Genomic DNA, 16,349 nt, shown 5'->3' with positions numbered 1-16,349 from the left:
AGACTCGGCTCACTCGATGCGGCGATCCGCTCGGTCCACGATCGCCTTGGGAACCGTGAGGCCGATCTCCCTGGCTGTCTTCAGGTTGAGCACCAGTTCGCGGCGTGTCACCACTTCGACCGGCACGCTGCCGGGCGGGCTTCCGTTCACGATCCGTTGGGCGATCGCCGGCATGCGCGCCCAGGTATCGGCAACGGTCGTTCCATAGTTGAGCAAGCCCCCGGCGTCCGACGTGCCGCCGGGAAAGAGGCTTGGCATCCGATGGGACAGGGCCAGGCCGCCGATCTTCTGGCGGTGAAACAGCGTGACCGGCACTTCGAGCACCACGACGGCCTGCGCACCCTGCTGCGCCAGCTCGGAAAATAATCCGTCGAGATCAGGGGTCGGCCCCTTCAGCTTGATGACCCTGGCAGTGAAGCCGGAGTCCGCTGCGGCGGCGAGGTTGTCGCGTTCGATCGGCGCAAAGCCGCTGGCATCGGCTCCTGGGATGTCGGCATCGCTGAGAATCGCGACCCTGGAGATCGAGGGCGCGAGTTCGCGCAGCAGTTTCATCTGGGCACCCCCCTGGCCGGGGTCCAGATTCGTGATGCCCGTGACATTGCCGCCCGGCGCCTGCATCGACTGGACCAGGCCCAGCGCAACCGGGTCGGTGACGATCGAAAACACCACCGGGATCCTGCTGGTTGCATTGGCCGCAGCGCGCGCGGCGGGCCCGCCCAACGCAAAGATCAGGTCGACGTTGGCCTCGATCAATTCCTTCGCGAGGGCGGGATGGCGTTCGAGGCGGCCCGCCGCATACCCCACCCTGAGAGCGAGGCTTCGGCCCTCTTCGTACCCCAAGGCCGCAAACGATTGCCGAAGGGTCTTGAGAGCAGCTTCCGCCAGCGGCGTGCCGGCCTCGCCGTTGAGCAGTACGCCCACTTTCAGGGGCTGCTTCTCGTTGGCCCAGCCCGCTCGCGCGAATGCGGCGGCCGGCAGGGAAAGGAACAAGCGCCGGAGCAGGGCCATTCTTGTTTCTCCATGAGCTTCGATACGAGATGGATTAGGCGCCTGTCGCACACCGGGAGCAAGGGTGGGGAAAGGCCGGCAAACCCGGCAGGGCGCCCGGAGTTCTGCAAGACCTGCGACGGCATGCCCGCATCAAGCCGGGGGACGGCACGGCCTTACCCCTTGGTCCGGGGTGCGCCCTGCAGGATTCCCCCGTCGCAATGAAAGAAGCCGGGGATTTCCCGGCTTTTCTCCCTGGTTCCGCTGGCTCAGCGGTCGCGCTTGAGGGCGCGCTCGCGCTCGATGTCGCTCAACTCGCGCTCGTCGAGTTCACGCTCTTCGTGGCGCACCACTTCCTTGGCATCGCCCAGCCCCTGCTGCACGCGGCCCTTGACCTCCCGCGCCTCGCCGCGCGCCACGGTGCTGCTGTCGCCGGTGAGGCGGCCCACCTGCTGCTTGATCTCGCCGGTGACGCGGTTGGTCATGCCCTTGACTTGCTGCTTGTTCATGTCTGACTCCCATGAGTGGTTGATGCCTCTCATCTTGGGCCGCGGGCGGGGCCCGCACAGGGCAACGATGGCCTCTCCGGCCGTCCGCGAGGTCCTACAGCCGAGGACGCGGTGCGGCTGGGGCTGGTGTTGAAGGCAACGGCAGCCGGCGGTGAGGAGGAAGCTCTGCCGGTCCGGAGCCGCTAGACGCAGGTGCCGCCGGGCTGGGCCAGCACGGCCTTGAGCCGCTCGACGTCGACGATGCGCACGTGGCGCTGGTGCACGTCGATCATTCCTTCCTCGGCGAAGCGGGAGAAGGTGCGGCTGACGGTTTCCAGCTTCAGGCCCAGGTAGCTGCCGATTTCCTGGCGCGTCATGCGCAGCACCAGTTCGGAGCGGGAAAAGCCCCGCGTCTGCAGGCGCTGCACCAGGTTCAGCAGGAAGGCGGCCAGGCGCTCCTCGGCGCGCATGGTCCCCAGCAGCAGCATCACGCCGTGCTCCCGCACGATCTCGCGGCTCATGACACGGTGCAGGTGGTGCTGCAGCGCGCCCACCTCGCGCGACAGCTCGCCGATGCGGTCGAAGGGCAGCACGCACACCTCGGCGTCCTCCAGGGCGATCGCGTCGCAGGTGTGGTGGTCGTTGACGATGCCGTCCAGGCCCACGATCTCGCCCGCCATCTGGAAGCCGGTGACCTGGTCGCGCCCGTCCTCGGCCGTCACGGAGGTCTTGAAGACGCCGGTGCGGATGGCGTACAGCGCGTGGAATTTTTCGCCGTTGCGGAACAGGGCCGTCTTGCGCTTGATCTTGCGCCGGCTGGCGATCAGGTCGTCGATCTTGGCCAGCTCCTCCTCGGACAGTCCCATGGGCATGCACAGCTCGCGCAGGCTGCAGTTGGAGCAGGCCACCTTGACGCTGGCAGGAGTCAGCCGGGACGGGGCGGGGTCGTTGGCAGCGTTGAGGGGCATCGGTGTTCTCACGGGGGCGTGCATGGAAGGGCCTCTGACATGCGTCAAATTGTCCCGGGCGATCTGGCCCCGCGATTGACTCAGATCAACCGGGACGGCCTTCCCCTCCCGCACCATGAGGCCTCGATGGAAGCCCCCCACATGAATGCCCAGATCACCCCCGACCTGCTGCGCAAGTACGACGTGTCCGGACCGCGCTACACGTCCTATCCCACGGCAGACCGCTTCGTCGAGGCCTTCGGCCCCGGCGACTACATCCAGGCCCTGGCGCAGCGCCGCGATGGCCCGTCGGTGCTCGCCACGCCGCTGTCGCTGTACGTGCACATCCCGTTCTGCGAGCAGCTGTGCTACTACTGCGCCTGCAACAAGATCATCACCAAGCACCACGAGCGCGCCGCGCCCTACCTGCGCTACCTGAGCCGCGAGGTGGAACTGCACACCGAGGTGGTGGGCACCGGCCAGCCCGTGAGCCAGCTGCACCTGGGCGGCGGCTCGCCGACCTTCCTGACCGACGACGAACTGCGCCAGCTGATGGCGATGCTGCGGCGCAATTTCGCCGTCGCCCCGGGCGCCGAGTGCTCGATCGAGATCGACCCGCGCACCGTCACCAGCGAACGCCTGCAGGTGCTGGCCGACCTGGGCTTCAACCGCATCAGCTACGGGGTGCAGGACTTCGATCCCGACGTCCAGAAGGCGGTGCACCGCGTGCAGCCCTTCGAGCAGGTCGCGGCACTGATGGAAGACGCGCGCCGCATCGGCTTCGACTCGGTCAACGTGGACCTGATCTACGGGCTGCCGCGGCAGACGCCGGAATCCTTCGCCCGCACGCTGGCGCAGGTCGCGCAGCTGCGCCCGGACCGCATCGCGCTGTATGGCTACGCCCACCTGCCCGAGCGCTTCAAGCCGCAGCGCCGCATCATCGCCGTGGAGCTGCCCGGCGGGGGCGCCAAGATCAACATGCTGTCGCAGGCGCTGGCCGCCTTCATCAGCGCCGGCTATGTGTACATCGGCATGGACCACTTCGCCTTGCCGGGCGACGCACTGGCCGTGGCGAAGCGCCAGGGGCGCCTGCACCGCAACTTCCAGGGCTACAGCACGCAGGCCGACTGCGACCTGATCGCGCTGGGGGTCTCCTCCATCGGCAAGGTGGGCGCCACCTACAGCCAGAACGCCAAGACCATGGAGGAGTACTGCGACCTCCTCGACCAGGGCAAGCTGCCGGTGGTCCGCGGCCTGGCGTTGTCGCGCGACGACCTCGCGCGCCGCGCGGTGATCATGGCCCTGATGTGCCAGGGCCAGCTGGTGTTCGAATCGATCGAGACCGCCTGGCTGCTGGACTTCAAGAGCTACTTCGCCGCCGAGCTGGAGCAGATGAAGGAGCTGGAGGAACAGGGCATGGTCGTGATGGACGATGCCGGCATCCAGGTCACCGCGCAGGGCTGGTTCTTCGTGCGAGCCGTCGCCATGAAGTTCGACAAGTACCTGCAGGCCGACCGCAACCGCGCGCGCTTCTCCCGCATCATCTAAAGGGGCCTCCGTGACCCTCACCCTCGCGGGCACCGCTTTCCTCATGGGCCTGGTGGGCGGACCCCACTGCGTGGCCATGTGCGGCGCGGCCTGCGGCGGCGTGATCCGCGGCGTGGGCGCCAAGCCCGCGGCCGGCATGTGGACCTTCCAGGGCGGCCGGCTGGTCGGCTATGCCCTGGCCGGCGGTGCCGCCGGGCTCGCCGTGCAGGGCTTTGCCTGGCTCGCTTCGCACAGCGCCGCGCTCCAGCCCGTCTGGACCCTGTTCCACCTGGCCGTGCTGCTGTGGGGGCTGGTGCTGCTCGCCCAGGCGCGCCAGCCTGCCTGGGTCGAGTCGGCCGGCCGCACCGTGTGGTCGCGCGTGCGCCCGATGGCGCAGCGCCGCGGTGGCCTGCTCGCCACCGGTGCGCTGTGGGCCTTCATGCCCTGCGGGCTGCTGTACTCCGCCCTGCTGGTGGCATCACTTTCCGGCGGGCCGCTGGAAGGCGCGCTCAGCATGGCCCTGTTCGCCATCGGCAGCGGCATCTCGCTGGGCCTGGCCCCTTCGGCCCTGTGCAAGCTGCAGGCCCTGGGCAACAACCTGCGCAAGGACTGGGGCACCCGCATCGCCGGCGGGCTGCTGGCCCTCACGGCGGCCTGGGCGTTGTGGATGGACCTGGCGCACCGCATCGCGGTGTGGTGCGGCCTGGCCTGACGAGAGCGCGGGGCGGGGCTGGACCGCGCACCGGCTTCCGGCACGGCGGCGCAAGCTCCAGAATGGCGCTTTCCCCCGCTGCACAAGGAGCCCGCCATGGCCGACACCACCCCCATCCGCGATCCGAATACCGATGCCCTGATCACGCCCCAGAACGCCGTGCTGGCGCTGATCGATTACCAGCCCGAACAGTACGCGGGCGTGGGATCGGTGGACCACGCGTCGCTGCTGGCGCACGTGACCCTGCTCGGACGCGTCGCGACGATCTTCGCGCTGCCGGTGGTGCTGAGCACCGTGTACGTGAAGCACGGCATGACCGGCACCAATCCCGAACTGCGCGAGGTGCTTCCCGGCGTGCCGGAGATCGACCGCACCACGATGAATTCCTGGGAGGACCCGGACTTCCGCGCCGCGGTGGAAGCCACGGGACGCCGCAAGCTGATCCTGGCCGGCCTGTGGACCGAGGTGTGCGTCGCGTTTCCGGCGCTCGATGCGCTGGCGGCGGGCTACGAGGTCTACGTGGTGGCCGACGCGATCGGCGGCGTCAGCCGCACGGCGCACGAGTCCGCCATGCAGCGCATGACACAGGCGGGCGCCATTCCCATCAGCGTTCTCGGGCTGGCCTGCGAGCTGCAGCGTGACTGGGGCAGGGCGGGCGCCGACCGCCTGCGGACCGTCATGCGGGAGTACTTCGGCCGCATGCGTTCGCTGAAGGCCTGAGGGCCTGACGAAGATCAATTCCCCGCGTGCCGGGCCCGGCGGCTTCTGCCTGCCCCGGGCTAGACTGCCTTTCCCACGGATGACCTGGCCGCGCGTGCGGCCGGAACGGAAGGACACGCATGAAGCTGCTCTGGCACGAGATCCGCAGGAACCCGCTGCTCTGGCTGCTGGTGTTCGTACCCGTGGTGATGGTCGCGGAACATGCGCTGCACGCGAGCGGGCAGCTGCTGTTCGTCTTCTCCGTCCTCGCGATCATCCCCCTGGCCGCCCTGCTGAGCCACGCCACCGAGGCGGTGGCCGAGAAGACCGGCGATGCCGTCGGCGGGCTGCTGAATGCCACGCTGGGCAACCTGACCGAGCTGGTGATCGCGCTCACGGCGCTGGGCGCCGGCCAGTACACGCTGGTGAAGGCCTCCATCGCCGGCGCCATCGTCACCAACAGCCTGTTCATGCTCGGCGCGTCGTTGCTGCTGGGCGGCATGCGGCACCACACGCAGCAGTTCAACGCGGCCAGCGCCCGGCTGCAGGCGGGACAGCTGTTCCTGGCCACCGTCGCCTTGCTGGTGCCCTCGGTGGTCGCCGGCCGGGCCGACCTCGACGCGGCGGGACTGGCCTTCCTGCACAAGCTGAGCCTGGGCCTGGCGATCCTGCTGATCGTCACCTACGGGCTGGGCCTGCTGTTCTCCCTGAAGACCCACAAGGAATTCTTCGGCTCGGTCGAGCACGAGGAGGTGGCGGACGCGCATGCGGAGGAGCCCTGGCCGATGGGGCTGGCGCTGGCGGTGCTGGCCGGCGTCACCGTGCTGGTGGCGCTGGTCAGCGAGATCTTCGTCGCCTCGGTGCAGGAGGCCGCGGAGGGCATGGGCATGACGCCGGCGTTCGTCGGCTTCGTGGTCGTTGCGCTGGTGGGCGCCGCCGCCGAGATGACGGCCGCCTTCTCCGCCGCGCGCAAGAACCGGCTCGACCTGAGCGTCGGCATCGCGCTGGGCAGCGCCACGCAGATCGCCCTGTTCGTGGCGCCCGTGCTGGTGCTCGCGAGCTACTTCCTCGGCCCCACGCCGATGACGCTGGAGTTCTGGACGGGCGCGGTGGCGATGATGTTCCTCGCCACCCTGACCGTCGCGCTGGTCTGCAACGGCGGCCGCAGCGCCTGGTTCCTGGGCGTGCTGGTGCTCGCCGTGTACCTGACCTTCGCCACCACGCTGTACCTGCTGCCGCCCAAGGTGTAGCCATGGCGCCCGGGCGCCGGGCGCGGCAGAATGCCCGGGCATGAAGACCGGACCGCGCCGATGACACCCGACCAGGCCCAGGGCCTCAAGCAGCTGCTGCGCACCCAGGACATCGCCGCGCTCGGCACGCTGCACCGCGGCGAGCCTTTCGTTTCCATGGTGCCCTACGCATTGCTGGCCGACGGCCGGCTGGTGATCCACGTGAGCCAGCTGGCCACCCACACGCGCGACATGCAGGAGCATGCGGGCGTGAGCGTGATGGTGCTCGGTGCGCGCGCACCGGACGCGCTGCCGCAGGAGCAGCCGCGCGCCTCGCTGCAGGGTGTCGCGCAGCCGTGTCCGGAGGACGCCGCGGACTACGCGGCCGCACGGCAGGCCTACCTGGCGCGCTTTCCGCACAGCGAGGAAATGTTCGGCTTCGGCGACTTCTGGCTGGTCCTGATCACGCCGCGCTCGCTGCGCTTCGTGGCCGGCTTTGCCCAGGCCTGGTCCGTCACCGCGGCGGATTACGCCGCGCTCATGGCCGGCTAGCTGTGTCCCGCCGCCCAGCCTCGAGGGTTTCCCCCGCCGCGGCGGCTGTCGATTCCGTCCATCGTCCTTCGTCATGGCTGCAGAGGGCCGTCCTCTGCTTGAACAGGATCCCGCGATGACCACCACCACCGTCCGCCTGCACCGCATGCTGCGCGCCAAGCCCGACCGCATCTACCGCGCCTTCCTCGACGGCGACGCCATGGCCAAGTGGCTGCCGCCGAACGGCTTCACCGGCAAGGTCCACCAGATGGACGCGAAGGTGGGCGGCAGCTGGCGCATGTCCTTCACCAACTTCGGCACCGGCCACAGCCACTCCTTCGGCGGCAAGTACCTCGAGCTGGTGCCTGGAGAGCGCCTGCGCTACACGTCCGTCTTCGACGACCCCCACCTGCCCGGCGAGATGACCACGACGGTGGTCCTGCGCGACACGCCCTTCGGCACCGAGATGAACGTCACCCAGGAAGGCATCCCTGCCGTGATCCCGGCCGAAGCCTGCTACCTCGGCTGGCAGGAGTCCCTGGTGCTGCTGGCGCAACTGGTGCAGGCCGACATTCCCGATTGAGCGGAGGCCGCATGCACCGCAGCCGCCTGGGCACCATCGTGATCGACTGCCAGACGCAGGACGTCGCGTCGGCCACCGCGTTCTGGTCGCAGGCGCTGGGCTGGGCGGCGCGGCCGCTGGCCGATCCGGCGGACGCGACCTACCGGGTCTTCGCCGCGCCGCCCGACCAGCCGACCGTGCTGGTGCAGGCGGTCTCGCACCCGAGCCGCGTGCACATCGACATCGAGACCGACGACATCGAGGCCGAGGTGGCGCGCCTGGAAAAGCTGGGCGCGGTGCGCGTGCAGTTCGTCAAGCGCTGGTGGGTGATGGAAGCGCCCACTGGGCAACGCTTCTGCGTGGTGCGACCGCAGCGCGCGGACTTCGCCACGCAGGCCAACGTGTGGGACGAAGGGCAGGGGCGATCGGGCGGTTGAGCTGGCGGGTAAGCTCCGGCCCGTGGAGTACCTCCTCGTCCTCGTCGCCGGGCTGCTGGCGGGCACCCTGGGCGGCATCGTCGGCACCGGGTCCTCCCTCGTGCTCATGCCCATCCTGGTCGTCATGTTCGGTCCGCGCCAGGCCGTGCCCATCATGGCGGTGGCGGCCATCCTGGGCAACCTGGGGCGGGTGCTGGCCTGGCGGCGCGAGATCGACTGGCGCGCCTGCCTCGCCTACTGCTCCACGGCGGTGCCGGGCGCGATCCTCGGCGCGCGCACGCTGCTGGCCATCCCGCCCGGGGTGGCGGAGCTGGCGCTGGGCTTCTTCTTCCTGTCTCTGATCCCGCTGCGGCGCTGGCTTGCGCAGCACCAGCTCAAGCTGTCGCTGAAGCACCTCGCCCTGCTGGGCGGCCCGCTCGGCCTGCTCACGGGCCTGGTGGTCTCCACCGGTCCGCTGACCGTTCCGCTGTTCACCTTCTACGGCCTGGAGCGCGGCGCCTTCCTCGGCACCGAAGCGGCCGGCTCGATCGGCGTGTACCTGGCCAAGGTGGGCACCTTCCAGGTGCTGGGCGCACTGCCGCTGGAAGTGATCGCGCAGGGACTCACCGTGGGGCTGACGCTGATGGCGGGATCGTTCGCCGGGCGGGCGATCGTGCTGTCGTTGTCGCCGGGCGCGTTCCGCTGGCTGATCGACGGCCTGATGTTCTGCTCGGGGCTGTCGCTGCTCTGGGCGGCGTTCCGCTAGGACGCGCTGCGCCGCGCCGACTTGCTGGCTGTCGCTGCCGCGACGCCGCGTCGCCCGCGGGACCGCGCGTCGCCGCGACGACATGCGCGCGCCGCGGCCGCTCCTAGATTGCAGCGGTCCAAGGAGACCGCCATGCCCGAAGCCTCGTCCGACCCCCTCGCGCAGATCCGCGCCATCAATGCCAGCGCCGCCTTCAACCGCTGGTGCGGCATCGAGGTGCTCGCCGCCGGCGAAGGCCATGCGGAAATCGCGCTGGACTGGCGCGAGGACCTGGGCCAGTACGCCGGATTCCTGCACGCGGGCCTGGTCGGCGCGCTGATCGACACGGCCTGCGGGTTCGCCGCCGTCACGGTGGTGGGACGCGTGCTCGCTTCGCATTTCGCGGTCAACTGCCTGCGGCCCGCGGTCGGCCACCGCTTCATCGCCCGCGCGCGCGTGGTGAAGCCCGGCCGCACGCAGGTGTTCACCGCCTGCGAGCTGTTCGCGCTGACCGATGCGGGCGAGAAGCTGGTGGCGACCGGTGAAACGCTGCTGACGCCAGTCAGCGCCACCGGCGGCTGAGCCAGCGGTTGCGGCGCCGGCAACGCCGGAGCTCTGCGGCGGGGATACCACACGGGATCGCTGGCCCTTCCTACAGGAATCCCCCTTTCGTGGCGGGAGGATGGCATCACCTCTACCATGGGACATCCTCATGCCTGAAGTGAAGGCCGCACCGAACACCATGGACGCGCGCAAGCCGTCGCCCACCCCTGCCAGGCCGCCGCTCGACGCGCGGCTGACGGAGCAGCGCAACCCGCGCAGCATGCGCATCGACCAGCTGTCGTCGCTGGAGATCGTCGACCTGGTCAACGCCGAGGACCGCTTGGTCGCCGCCGCCGTGAGCGAGGAGCGCCTGCAGATCGCGCGGGCCATCGACCTCGTGGTGGACTGCTTCGGCCAGGGCGGCCGGCTGATCTACGTGGGCGCCGGCACCTCCGGACGCCTGGGGGTGCTGGACGCCTCCGAGATGCCGCCGACCTTCCGCACCCATCCCGACCTGGTGCAGGGCGTGATGGCCGGGGGCTACGAGGCGCTGCTGCGGGCGCAGGAAGGCGCCGAGGACCATCCGGAGGAAGGCGCCGCGGCGATGGACGAGCGCAGTGTCGACGGCAAGGATTTCGTGCTGGGCATTGCCGCGTCCGGCACCACGCCCTTCGTGCACGGGGCGCTGCAGCGCGCGCGCGCGCTGGGCGCGCGCACCGGTTTCCTGCTGTGCACCTACCCGTCGGAGGAACTGCTGCAGTCCCACGACGTCGTGATCGCGCCGCTGGTGGGACCCGAAGTGGTCACCGGGTCGACCCGCATGAAGGCCGGCACCGCCACCAAGATGATCCTGAACACGATCAGCACCGGCGCCATGGTGCGCACCGGCAAGGTGTTCGGCAACCTGATGGTGGACCTGCAGGTGACCTGCGAGAAGCTGCAGGACCGCGGCGAGCGAATCCTGATGGACACGCTGGGCGTGACGCGCGAGGCGGCCACGCAATTGCTCGATGCCTCGGGCGGCCACGTGAAGACCGCCATCGTGATGGCGCGGTACGGCGTGGACGCGGACGAGGCGCGCAAGCGGCTGGACAAGGTCGGAGGCTCCATCGCCTCGTTGAAATAGCCGGCGCCGGGTGTATGGTGCGCCTGTGGCAGCCGGCCGTCGCCGGCCCGTGTCCAGGAGGAAACCATGCGCGTGCGATCCCTCGTTCCCGTCCTCTCGGCAACCCTGGCGGCCGCATGCGTCGCGTGGCCCGCTCCTGCCGCCGCGCAGGAAGGCGCTGCGGCACTGCGTGCGTTCTACGAAAAGATCACTCCCAACCTGGCGAACAGCCCGTTCGGCCGGCCGGTCGTCCTGAGTTCGGCGGAAACGGAGAAGGGCCTGAAAGGCGAGGTGTACGGCGTGCTGGACCGTCCCCTGGCGGAGGTCAACCGCCTGCTGGACACGCCCACGCACTGGTGCGGGATGCTGATGCTGCACCTGAACAATCGCAAGTGCCACGCGGACGACGCGAAGCAGACGGTGACGCTCGGCGTGGTGCGGCGCTACGACATTTCCGTCGACGAGGCCGCCGACCTGACCTTCGACGTCCGCGGCAGCGCTCCCACCGCGGAATACTTCGATACCACGCTGACTTCGGGCAAGGGCCCCTACGGCACCAGCAACTACCGGATCTCGCTGCAGGGCATCCCGCTGGACAACGGCAAGTCCTTCATCCACTTCAGCTATGCCTACGACCAGAGCGGCTCGAGCACCCTGGCGTCCAAGGCCTACCTCACCACCTTCGGCAGCGGCAAGGTCGGATTCACGGTGGTCGGGAAGAACCGCGCCGGGGAGCCTGAGTTCATCGACGGCATGCTGGGGCTGATCGAGCGCAATGCGATGCGCTACTTCCTCGCGGTGGACGCGTACACGGCCGCTCCGGGCGATGTCGAGAAGCAGCTGGCACTCTGGCACGCGGGGGCGCAAAAGTATCCCCGGCAGCTGAATGACTACACCGAGGCGAACTATCTGAAGTTCAAGCGCGACGACCTGCAGCGCCAGGGCAAACCGCGTTCCTAAGGCACCGGCCGACCGCGGCTTCGTGTTGCCCGCAAGCAGGGCACGGGGCCGCGCGCAAACTCACTTCTCGCCCCAGGGCATGTCCTTCCACAGCTGGCGGAATCCAGTCTCCGCCTCGCGCAGTTCCACTTCGTAGCGGGCCGGCGCCAGGTAGCGCAGCGGCGCGAAGTAGTTGGCCGCCTTGGCCTGGAACTCCGGATCGGCGGCGGCCTTCTGCACCGCGTTGACCAGTTGTTCGCGCACCGCGGGCGGCAGGTTCCTGGGCGCGGCGATGCCGCGCAGCGAGGCCATCACGATGTCGTAGCCCTGTTCCTTGAAGGTGGGGATTGCGGGCGCGAGGTTGGTGCGGCTGGTGCTCATCTGCCCGAGCTGGCGCAGCGGCGAGCCGCCCTTGGCGTACTGCAGCGCCTCGCCGATGTTCATCGCCGCCATGAAGACCTGCTTGCTGGCCACCGCGTTGTGCACTTCGGCCGCGCCCTTGAAGGGCACGTGCGTCAGCTTCACGCCGGCGGCGCGCTCGAACATCAGCGCGGCGAGGTGGTCGTCGGAGCCGATGCCCGTGGTGCCGTAGCTCACCGCGCCCGGGTTCGCCTTGGCGTACGCGACCAGGTCCTTCAGGGTCTTGATCGGGCTGTCGGCATGCACCGAGAAGTTGCCGGGATCGTCGATCACGTTGCCCAGCAGGTCGAAGCCCTGCCAGTGGAAGCTGGCCTTGCGCTCGATCGGGATGGTCAGCACGTTGGGCGTGTTGATGAAGCCGATGGTGTAGCCGTCGGCCGGCGCGTTGGAGATTTCCGCAAAGCCGATGCCGCCACCCGCGCCGGGCCGGTTGACCACGACGATGCTGGCGTTGTTGCCCAGGTACTTGGCGATGTAGGGCGCCATCACGCGCGCGACGATGTCGGTGCCGCCGCCGGCGCCGTAGGCCACGATCATCTTGATCGGCTGCTCGGGGTAGGCGGCGCGGGCGATGCCGGGCGCGGCCACGGCGGCGGCCGACAGCAGCAGGGAAGGCAGCAGCTTGCGCAGCAGGGAAGGAAGGAACTGCATGGGGTCTCCGTGGGGTGGGGGTGCCGCGCTTCAGCCGAGGAGCCGGGCGCGTCGTTGTTCGAAGGCAGGCCAGACTTCGGGGTTGACCAGCCGCGGCGGACGCACGCCCGCTGCCAGGCCCGCGATCTGCTCCGCGGCGATGGCGGCCACGTTGCGGCGCGCCTCGTGGGTGACGCCCGCGATGTGGAAGCTGGCGAACACGTTGTCCATGGCCAGCAGCGGATGGTCCAGCGGCGGCGGCTCGGTGTCCCAGACGTCGATGCCGGCCCCGTACAGGTGGCCGGAGCGCAGCGCGTCGACCAGCGCCGACTCGTCGTGGATGCCACCGCGGGCGGTGGTGATGAAGATCGCGCCCTTCTTCATGCGGGCGAAGGCCGCGGCGTCGATCATCTTCAAGGTGCCGGGATCGCGCGGGCAGTGCAGCGACACGATGTCGGAGAGCGCCAGCAGTTCGTCCAGTCCCACGGCGCGGGCGCCGCGGCGGGCGATCTCCTCCGGCGACACGAACGGGTCGGTGGCGATCACGTCCAGGCCGAAGGCGCGCGACAGCCGCGCAACCCGCGAGCCGACCTCGCCGATGCCGACGATGCCGATGGTCTTGCCGCGCATCTCGTGGCCCATGATGTCCTCGCGCGTGAAGCCGTTCTCGCGGCGCATGCGGCGGTCGCATTCGATCATGCGGCGCGAGGTGGCGAGCATCATCGCCAGCGTGTGTTCCGCCACAGAGTCGGCGTTGCCGCCGGCCTGGTTGACCACGGCGACGCCCGCGGCGGTGCAGGCGGGCACGTCCACCGTGTCGTAGCCCGCGCCCGAGGACGACACGCACAGCAGGTTGGGGCAGCGCGCCAGCAGCTTCGCGTCGACGAACCACTCGCGCGGCAGTTCGTCCTTGGCCGCGGACACGTGGTACACGTGGGCGGCGGCCAGCAGGTCCCACGCCGCGGCGGCATTGCTGCGAGCGGGGAAGATCGCCAGGGACAGGCCGGGCTTGCCGGCCAGTCCCTGGTCGAAGGCCGGGTTGATCCAAAGGTCCGAGCGGACCACGCGCAGTGACTGGGTCATGGCGTCAGCGGGGCGTCGTGTCGCAGCCGATCGCCTTCAGGCGCGCGTCGACCCAGGAGGTGTCGTGCTTGCCGGCGGCGATATTGGCCAGCGTCACCTTCTCCTGCGCCACTTTCTCGCGCGAGGCGGCCAGCACCCGCTCGCAGTCCTCGAAGGGCACGCACAGCAGTCCGTCGGCGTCGCCGAGCACCAGGTCGCCGGCGTGGATCACCATGCCGTCGATGGCGATCGGCACGTTGATCTCGCCCGGGCCGTCCTTGTAGGGGCCACGGTGCGTGACGCCCGCGGCGTAGATCGGGAAGCTGCCCGCGGCGATGAAGTCGATGTCGCGCACGGCGCCGTTGAGCACGACGCCGCCCAGCTTGCGGCTGGCCGCGTAGCTCACCATGATCTCGCCGAACAGCGAGTTGGTGAGGTCGCCGCCTGCGTCCACGACGATCACGTCGCCGGGCTGCGCCAGGTCCAGCGCCTTGTGGATCATCAGGTTGTCGCCGGGGCGGCACTTCACCGTGAGGGCGGGACCGCCCATGCGGGCGCCGTCGTGCATCGGGCGCAGGCGCGGGCCGCCGGCCGTCATGCGCGTCATGCAGTCGCTCACGTTGGCGACGGGAATCTCGGCGAAGGCCTGCACGTAGCGCGCATCCACCTGGCGGGTGCGCTTGAGGATCTGGAGTCCGACCATGCTGTTGTCCGGGTTGGGGAATGAACGGATGGAATGTACAATAAAAAAACAATCCGAACTTGAATGACCTTGTGCGTTGCTCCGTATCAGGGGAAACCAGGCAAGGCAAGGCGGACGAGAGAGAACAATCCAGGAACAAAGATGCCGGCAGCCTCGGACAAGGCCTACGAACTCCTGAAGCAGCGACTGATCGGCGGCAGCTACGCCCCCGGCGCGCAGCTGAAGGAGGAGCACCTCGCGCGCGAGCTGGCGATCAGCCGCACGCCGGTGCGCGTCGCCCTCAAGCGGCTGGTGCAGGACGGGCTGGCCACCGCCGAAGTGGGACGCGGCGTGCGCGTGGCGGAATGGACCGAGTCCGACATCCAGGAGACCTACCACCTGCGCAGCCTGCTGGAAGGGCACGCGGCGGAGCTCGCCGCGCAGCGGGGCGGGGACGTGCTGGCGCGCCGGCTGGCGCAGCTGAACGACCAGATGGAGGCCGCGATCGCGAAGGGCGGCAGCGGCCTGGCGGCCCGGGCGCAGGACATCAACGCCGCGTTCCACCACGCGATCATGGACGCGAGCGGATCGCCTCGCCTGCGCAGCCTGCTGTCCACGCTGATCGACATGCCGGTGGTGACGCGCTCCTTCTTCATCAGCACGCCGGAGGACATGGCGCAGAGCCTGCAGCACCACCGGGACCTGGCCGCGGCGGTGGCCGTGGGCGATGCCGATCTCGCGCGCCAGGTGATGCAGCTGCACCTGCGGGTCGCCTCGCACCGCTTCCAGCAGCGCCGCAGCGAGTTCGCCGCGCGGGCCGCGGCGCCGCTCAAGCGCCGGGCTGCGTCCTGAGCAGGTAGCTCGCGTCCAGTTCCTCCAGGGTGTTCACGCCCAGCATGGCCATGTTGCGCGAGACCTCCTCGCGCAGCAGCGTGACCGCCTTGCGCACCCCGGCTTCGCCCGCCACCGAGGCGGCGTAGTTGAAGGGGCGGCCGACGAACACGAACTTCGCCCCCAGCGCCAGGGCCTTGAGCACGTCGGTGCCGCGGCGAAAGCCGCTGTCGATCATCACCGGCACCTCGGGGCAGGCCCCCACGATCTGTGGCAGCACGCGCAGGGGCGGCACCGTGCCATCGAGCTGGCGGCCACCGTGGTTGGAGACGATGATGCCGTCGGCACCGGCCGCCACGGCGATGCGCGCGTCGCGCACGTCCAGCAGGCCCTTGATCACCAGCTGCCCCGACCACATGCGTCGAATCATCCGGAAGTGCTGCCAGTTCAGGTGCCCGCGGTCGGAGAAGTCGCGTTCGACGCTGGCCGACAGGATGGGCGCGCCGCGCCGCGCGTGATTGTTCTCGAAGTGCGGCATGCCGTGCTGCGCGATCGTGCGCAGGAAGGTGCCGAACAGCCAGCGCGGGTGCGTCACGCCCTGCCACGCCAGCGACAGGCTGGGACGCAGCGGCGTCGAGAAGCCGGCCCGGATGTTGTTCTCGCGGTTGGAGGCGATGGAGGCATCCACCGTGACCACCAGCGTGCGGTAGCCGGCGGCCTGCACGCGCTGCACCAGCGCGACGATGCCGGCTTCGTCGCCGGGCAGGTAGGCCTGGAACCAGGCCGCGGGATTGGCCGCGACGATCTCCTCCATGCGGATCAGCGAGGAACCGCTCATGACCATAGTCACGTTCTCCACTGCCGCGGCCTGCGCGAGCACCAGGTCGCCGCGGTAGGCGGACAGCGCCGTGATGCCCATGGGCGCGATGCCGAAGGGCGCGGACCAGCGCTTGCCCAGCAGCGTGGTGGCCGTCGTGCGCTGCGAGATGTCCACCAGCATGCGCGGCACGAACTCGTACTGCGCGAAGGAGGCGGCGTTGGCCCGCAGCGAGTCGTTGCGCTCCACGGCGCCGGAGATGTAGGCGAACAGGGGCGCCGGCAGGTGGCGGCGTGCCGCGCGCTCGAAGTCGTCCAGGGACAGGATGTGGCCCAGGCGGGCGGGGAGGGCAATGGGCTGAGGCTTGGTGGTGCACAGCGGCTCTGCATGCGCAGCCGCGGTACCGACGGATGAAGCTGGCGCGGCTGACGCGCCGCCGGCGGGGGATTCGATCTGCATGGGAGCGAGAGTGTCCGC

General features: G+C 69.7%; 19 protein-coding genes. 12 read left to right on the top strand and 7 right to left on the bottom strand.

Features of this window, described 5'->3' with window-relative positions; translation table 11 throughout:
• Positions 1-9: 9 nt before the first annotated feature.
• The 3 genes from AC1DSA_RS22855 to fnr all read right to left on the bottom strand — a co-directional run bounded on the left by AC1DSA_RS22855 (position 10) and on the right by fnr (position 2,443).
• Positions 10-1,008, bottom strand: a complete 999-nt coding sequence (locus AC1DSA_RS22855; protein ID WP_477893198.1) for an ABC transporter substrate-binding protein — start codon at positions 1,006-1,008, stop codon at positions 10-12.
• Positions 1,009-1,256: 248 nt separating this feature from the next.
• Positions 1,257-1,496 carry a CsbD family protein gene (locus AC1DSA_RS22850; protein WP_477893197.1) on the bottom strand — a complete coding sequence of 80 codons (240 nt, stop codon included), beginning with the start codon at positions 1,494-1,496 and terminating at the stop codon, positions 1,257-1,259.
• Positions 1,497-1,678: 182 nt separating this feature from the next.
• Positions 1,679-2,443 carry a fumarate/nitrate reduction transcriptional regulator Fnr gene (gene fnr / locus AC1DSA_RS22845; RefSeq protein ID WP_477893196.1) on the bottom strand — a complete coding sequence of 255 codons (765 nt, stop codon included), beginning with the start codon at positions 2,441-2,443 and terminating at the stop codon, positions 1,679-1,681.
• A gap of 141 nt (positions 2,444-2,584) precedes the next feature.
• Between fnr and hemN the strand changes: the two genes are divergently transcribed.
• The 11 genes from hemN (at position 2,585) to AC1DSA_RS22790 (ending at position 11,451) form a co-directional block, all read left to right on the top strand.
• Entirely contained in the window at positions 2,585-3,970 is a 1,386-nt protein-coding gene (hemN, locus tag AC1DSA_RS22840) for an oxygen-independent coproporphyrinogen III oxidase (RefSeq protein ID WP_477893217.1), read from the top strand.
• A 10-nt stretch (positions 3,971-3,980) separates the two neighbouring features.
• Positions 3,981-4,661, top strand: coding sequence for a sulfite exporter TauE/SafE family protein (locus AC1DSA_RS22835; RefSeq protein ID WP_477893195.1), 681 nt, complete (start codon positions 3,981-3,983; stop codon positions 4,659-4,661).
• 96 nt (positions 4,662-4,757) lie between these two features.
• Positions 4,758-5,381, top strand: a complete 624-nt coding sequence (locus tag AC1DSA_RS22830; protein ID WP_477893194.1) for a hydrolase — start codon at positions 4,758-4,760, stop codon at positions 5,379-5,381.
• Between the two features lie 119 nt (positions 5,382-5,500).
• A complete protein-coding gene (cax, locus tag AC1DSA_RS22825; protein WP_477893193.1) occupies positions 5,501-6,610 on the top strand; it encodes a calcium/proton exchanger in 1,110 nt (369 codons plus the stop codon).
• 60 nt (positions 6,611-6,670) lie between these two features.
• Positions 6,671-7,141, top strand: coding sequence for a pyridoxamine 5'-phosphate oxidase family protein (locus AC1DSA_RS22820; protein ID WP_477893192.1), 471 nt, complete (start codon positions 6,671-6,673; stop codon positions 7,139-7,141).
• A gap of 115 nt (positions 7,142-7,256) precedes the next feature.
• Positions 7,257-7,703 carry an SRPBCC family protein gene (locus tag AC1DSA_RS22815; protein ID WP_477893191.1) on the top strand — a complete coding sequence of 149 codons (447 nt, stop codon included), beginning with the start codon at positions 7,257-7,259 and terminating at the stop codon, positions 7,701-7,703.
• Positions 7,704-7,714: 11 nt separating this feature from the next.
• The gene (locus AC1DSA_RS22810) at positions 7,715-8,119 is read left to right on the top strand and encodes a VOC family protein (protein WP_477893190.1); all 405 of its coding nucleotides are present in this window, start codon (positions 7,715-7,717) and stop codon (positions 8,117-8,119) included.
• A 22-nt stretch (positions 8,120-8,141) separates the two neighbouring features.
• Positions 8,142-8,864: a sulfite exporter TauE/SafE family protein gene (locus AC1DSA_RS22805; protein WP_477893189.1), complete on the top strand. Its 723-nt coding sequence runs from the start codon at positions 8,142-8,144 to the stop codon at positions 8,862-8,864.
• 132 nt (positions 8,865-8,996) lie between these two features.
• Positions 8,997-9,425, top strand: a complete 429-nt coding sequence (locus AC1DSA_RS22800; protein ID WP_477893188.1) for a PaaI family thioesterase — start codon at positions 8,997-8,999, stop codon at positions 9,423-9,425.
• 130 nt (positions 9,426-9,555) lie between these two features.
• A complete protein-coding gene (gene murQ, locus AC1DSA_RS22795) occupies positions 9,556-10,512 on the top strand; it encodes an N-acetylmuramic acid 6-phosphate etherase (RefSeq protein WP_477893187.1) in 957 nt (318 codons plus the stop codon).
• A gap of 66 nt (positions 10,513-10,578) precedes the next feature.
• On the top strand, positions 10,579-11,451 hold the full coding sequence (locus AC1DSA_RS22790) for a hypothetical protein (protein ID WP_477893186.1): 873 nt from the start codon (positions 10,579-10,581) through the stop codon (positions 11,449-11,451).
• A gap of 60 nt (positions 11,452-11,511) precedes the next feature.
• Here AC1DSA_RS22790 and AC1DSA_RS22785 read toward each other — a convergent pair whose 3' ends face one another.
• The 3 genes from AC1DSA_RS22785 to AC1DSA_RS22775 are packed head-to-tail and all read right to left on the bottom strand — an operon-like array spanning position 11,512 to position 14,245.
• Positions 11,512-12,501, bottom strand: a complete 990-nt coding sequence (locus AC1DSA_RS22785; RefSeq protein WP_477893185.1) for a tripartite tricarboxylate transporter substrate binding protein — start codon at positions 12,499-12,501, stop codon at positions 11,512-11,514.
• A gap of 30 nt (positions 12,502-12,531) precedes the next feature.
• Positions 12,532-13,563 carry a hydroxyacid dehydrogenase gene (locus AC1DSA_RS22780; RefSeq protein ID WP_477893184.1) on the bottom strand — a complete coding sequence of 344 codons (1,032 nt, stop codon included), beginning with the start codon at positions 13,561-13,563 and terminating at the stop codon, positions 12,532-12,534.
• A 4-nt stretch (positions 13,564-13,567) separates the two neighbouring features.
• Entirely contained in the window at positions 13,568-14,245 is a 678-nt protein-coding gene (locus AC1DSA_RS22775; RefSeq protein WP_477893183.1) for an RraA family protein, read from the bottom strand.
• A 141-nt stretch (positions 14,246-14,386) separates the two neighbouring features.
• On the opposite strand from AC1DSA_RS22775, the gene AC1DSA_RS22770 reads away from it, so the two are divergent.
• Positions 14,387-15,076, top strand: a complete 690-nt coding sequence (locus AC1DSA_RS22770) for a GntR family transcriptional regulator (RefSeq protein ID WP_477893182.1) — start codon at positions 14,387-14,389, stop codon at positions 15,074-15,076.
• Here the strand turns inward: AC1DSA_RS22770 and AC1DSA_RS22765 are convergent.
• Complete coding sequence (locus AC1DSA_RS22765; protein ID WP_477893181.1) at positions 15,054-16,331, bottom strand: alpha-hydroxy acid oxidase; 1,278 nt, start codon at positions 16,329-16,331, stop codon at positions 15,054-15,056. The two genes, AC1DSA_RS22770 and AC1DSA_RS22765, sit on opposite strands and share 23 nt — an antisense overlap.
• Positions 16,332-16,349: the final 18 nt, after the last annotated feature.

This window comes from Ramlibacter sp. P4_H7 (genome assembly GCF_056400765.1).
The sequence above is the reverse complement of the archived record's forward strand: the minus strand, read 5'-3'. Positions and strand labels throughout refer to the sequence as shown.

Coding starts and splice junctions, on each gene's coding strand:
- AC1DSA_RS22815 (WP_477893191.1), top strand. CDS start 7,257: ATGACCACCACCACCGTCCGCCTGCACCGCATGCTGCGCGCCAAGCCC.
- fnr (WP_477893196.1), bottom strand. CDS start 2,443: ATGCCCCTCAACGCTGCCAACGACCCCGCCCCGTCCCGGCTGACTCCT.
- AC1DSA_RS22770 (WP_477893182.1), top strand. CDS start 14,387: ATGCCGGCAGCCTCGGACAAGGCCTACGAACTCCTGAAGCAGCGACTG.
- AC1DSA_RS22775 (WP_477893183.1), bottom strand. CDS start 14,245: ATGGTCGGACTCCAGATCCTCAAGCGCACCCGCCAGGTGGATGCGCGC.
- AC1DSA_RS22855 (WP_477893198.1), bottom strand. CDS start 1,008: ATGGCCCTGCTCCGGCGCTTGTTCCTTTCCCTGCCGGCCGCCGCATTC.
- cax (WP_477893193.1), top strand. CDS start 5,501: ATGAAGCTGCTCTGGCACGAGATCCGCAGGAACCCGCTGCTCTGGCTG.
- AC1DSA_RS22790 (WP_477893186.1), top strand. CDS start 10,579: ATGCGCGTGCGATCCCTCGTTCCCGTCCTCTCGGCAACCCTGGCGGCC.
- AC1DSA_RS22810 (WP_477893190.1), top strand. CDS start 7,715: ATGCACCGCAGCCGCCTGGGCACCATCGTGATCGACTGCCAGACGCAG.
- hemN (WP_477893217.1), top strand. CDS start 2,585: ATGAATGCCCAGATCACCCCCGACCTGCTGCGCAAGTACGACGTGTCC.
- AC1DSA_RS22830 (WP_477893194.1), top strand. CDS start 4,758: ATGGCCGACACCACCCCCATCCGCGATCCGAATACCGATGCCCTGATC.
- AC1DSA_RS22850 (WP_477893197.1), bottom strand. CDS start 1,496: ATGAACAAGCAGCAAGTCAAGGGCATGACCAACCGCGTCACCGGCGAG.
- murQ (WP_477893187.1), top strand. CDS start 9,556: ATGCCTGAAGTGAAGGCCGCACCGAACACCATGGACGCGCGCAAGCCG.
- AC1DSA_RS22765 (WP_477893181.1), bottom strand. CDS start 16,331: ATGCAGATCGAATCCCCCGCCGGCGGCGCGTCAGCCGCGCCAGCTTCA.
- AC1DSA_RS22785 (WP_477893185.1), bottom strand. CDS start 12,501: ATGCAGTTCCTTCCTTCCCTGCTGCGCAAGCTGCTGCCTTCCCTGCTG.
- AC1DSA_RS22780 (WP_477893184.1), bottom strand. CDS start 13,563: ATGACCCAGTCACTGCGCGTGGTCCGCTCGGACCTTTGGATCAACCCG.
- AC1DSA_RS22800 (WP_477893188.1), top strand. CDS start 8,997: ATGCCCGAAGCCTCGTCCGACCCCCTCGCGCAGATCCGCGCCATCAAT.
- AC1DSA_RS22820 (WP_477893192.1), top strand. CDS start 6,671: ATGACACCCGACCAGGCCCAGGGCCTCAAGCAGCTGCTGCGCACCCAG.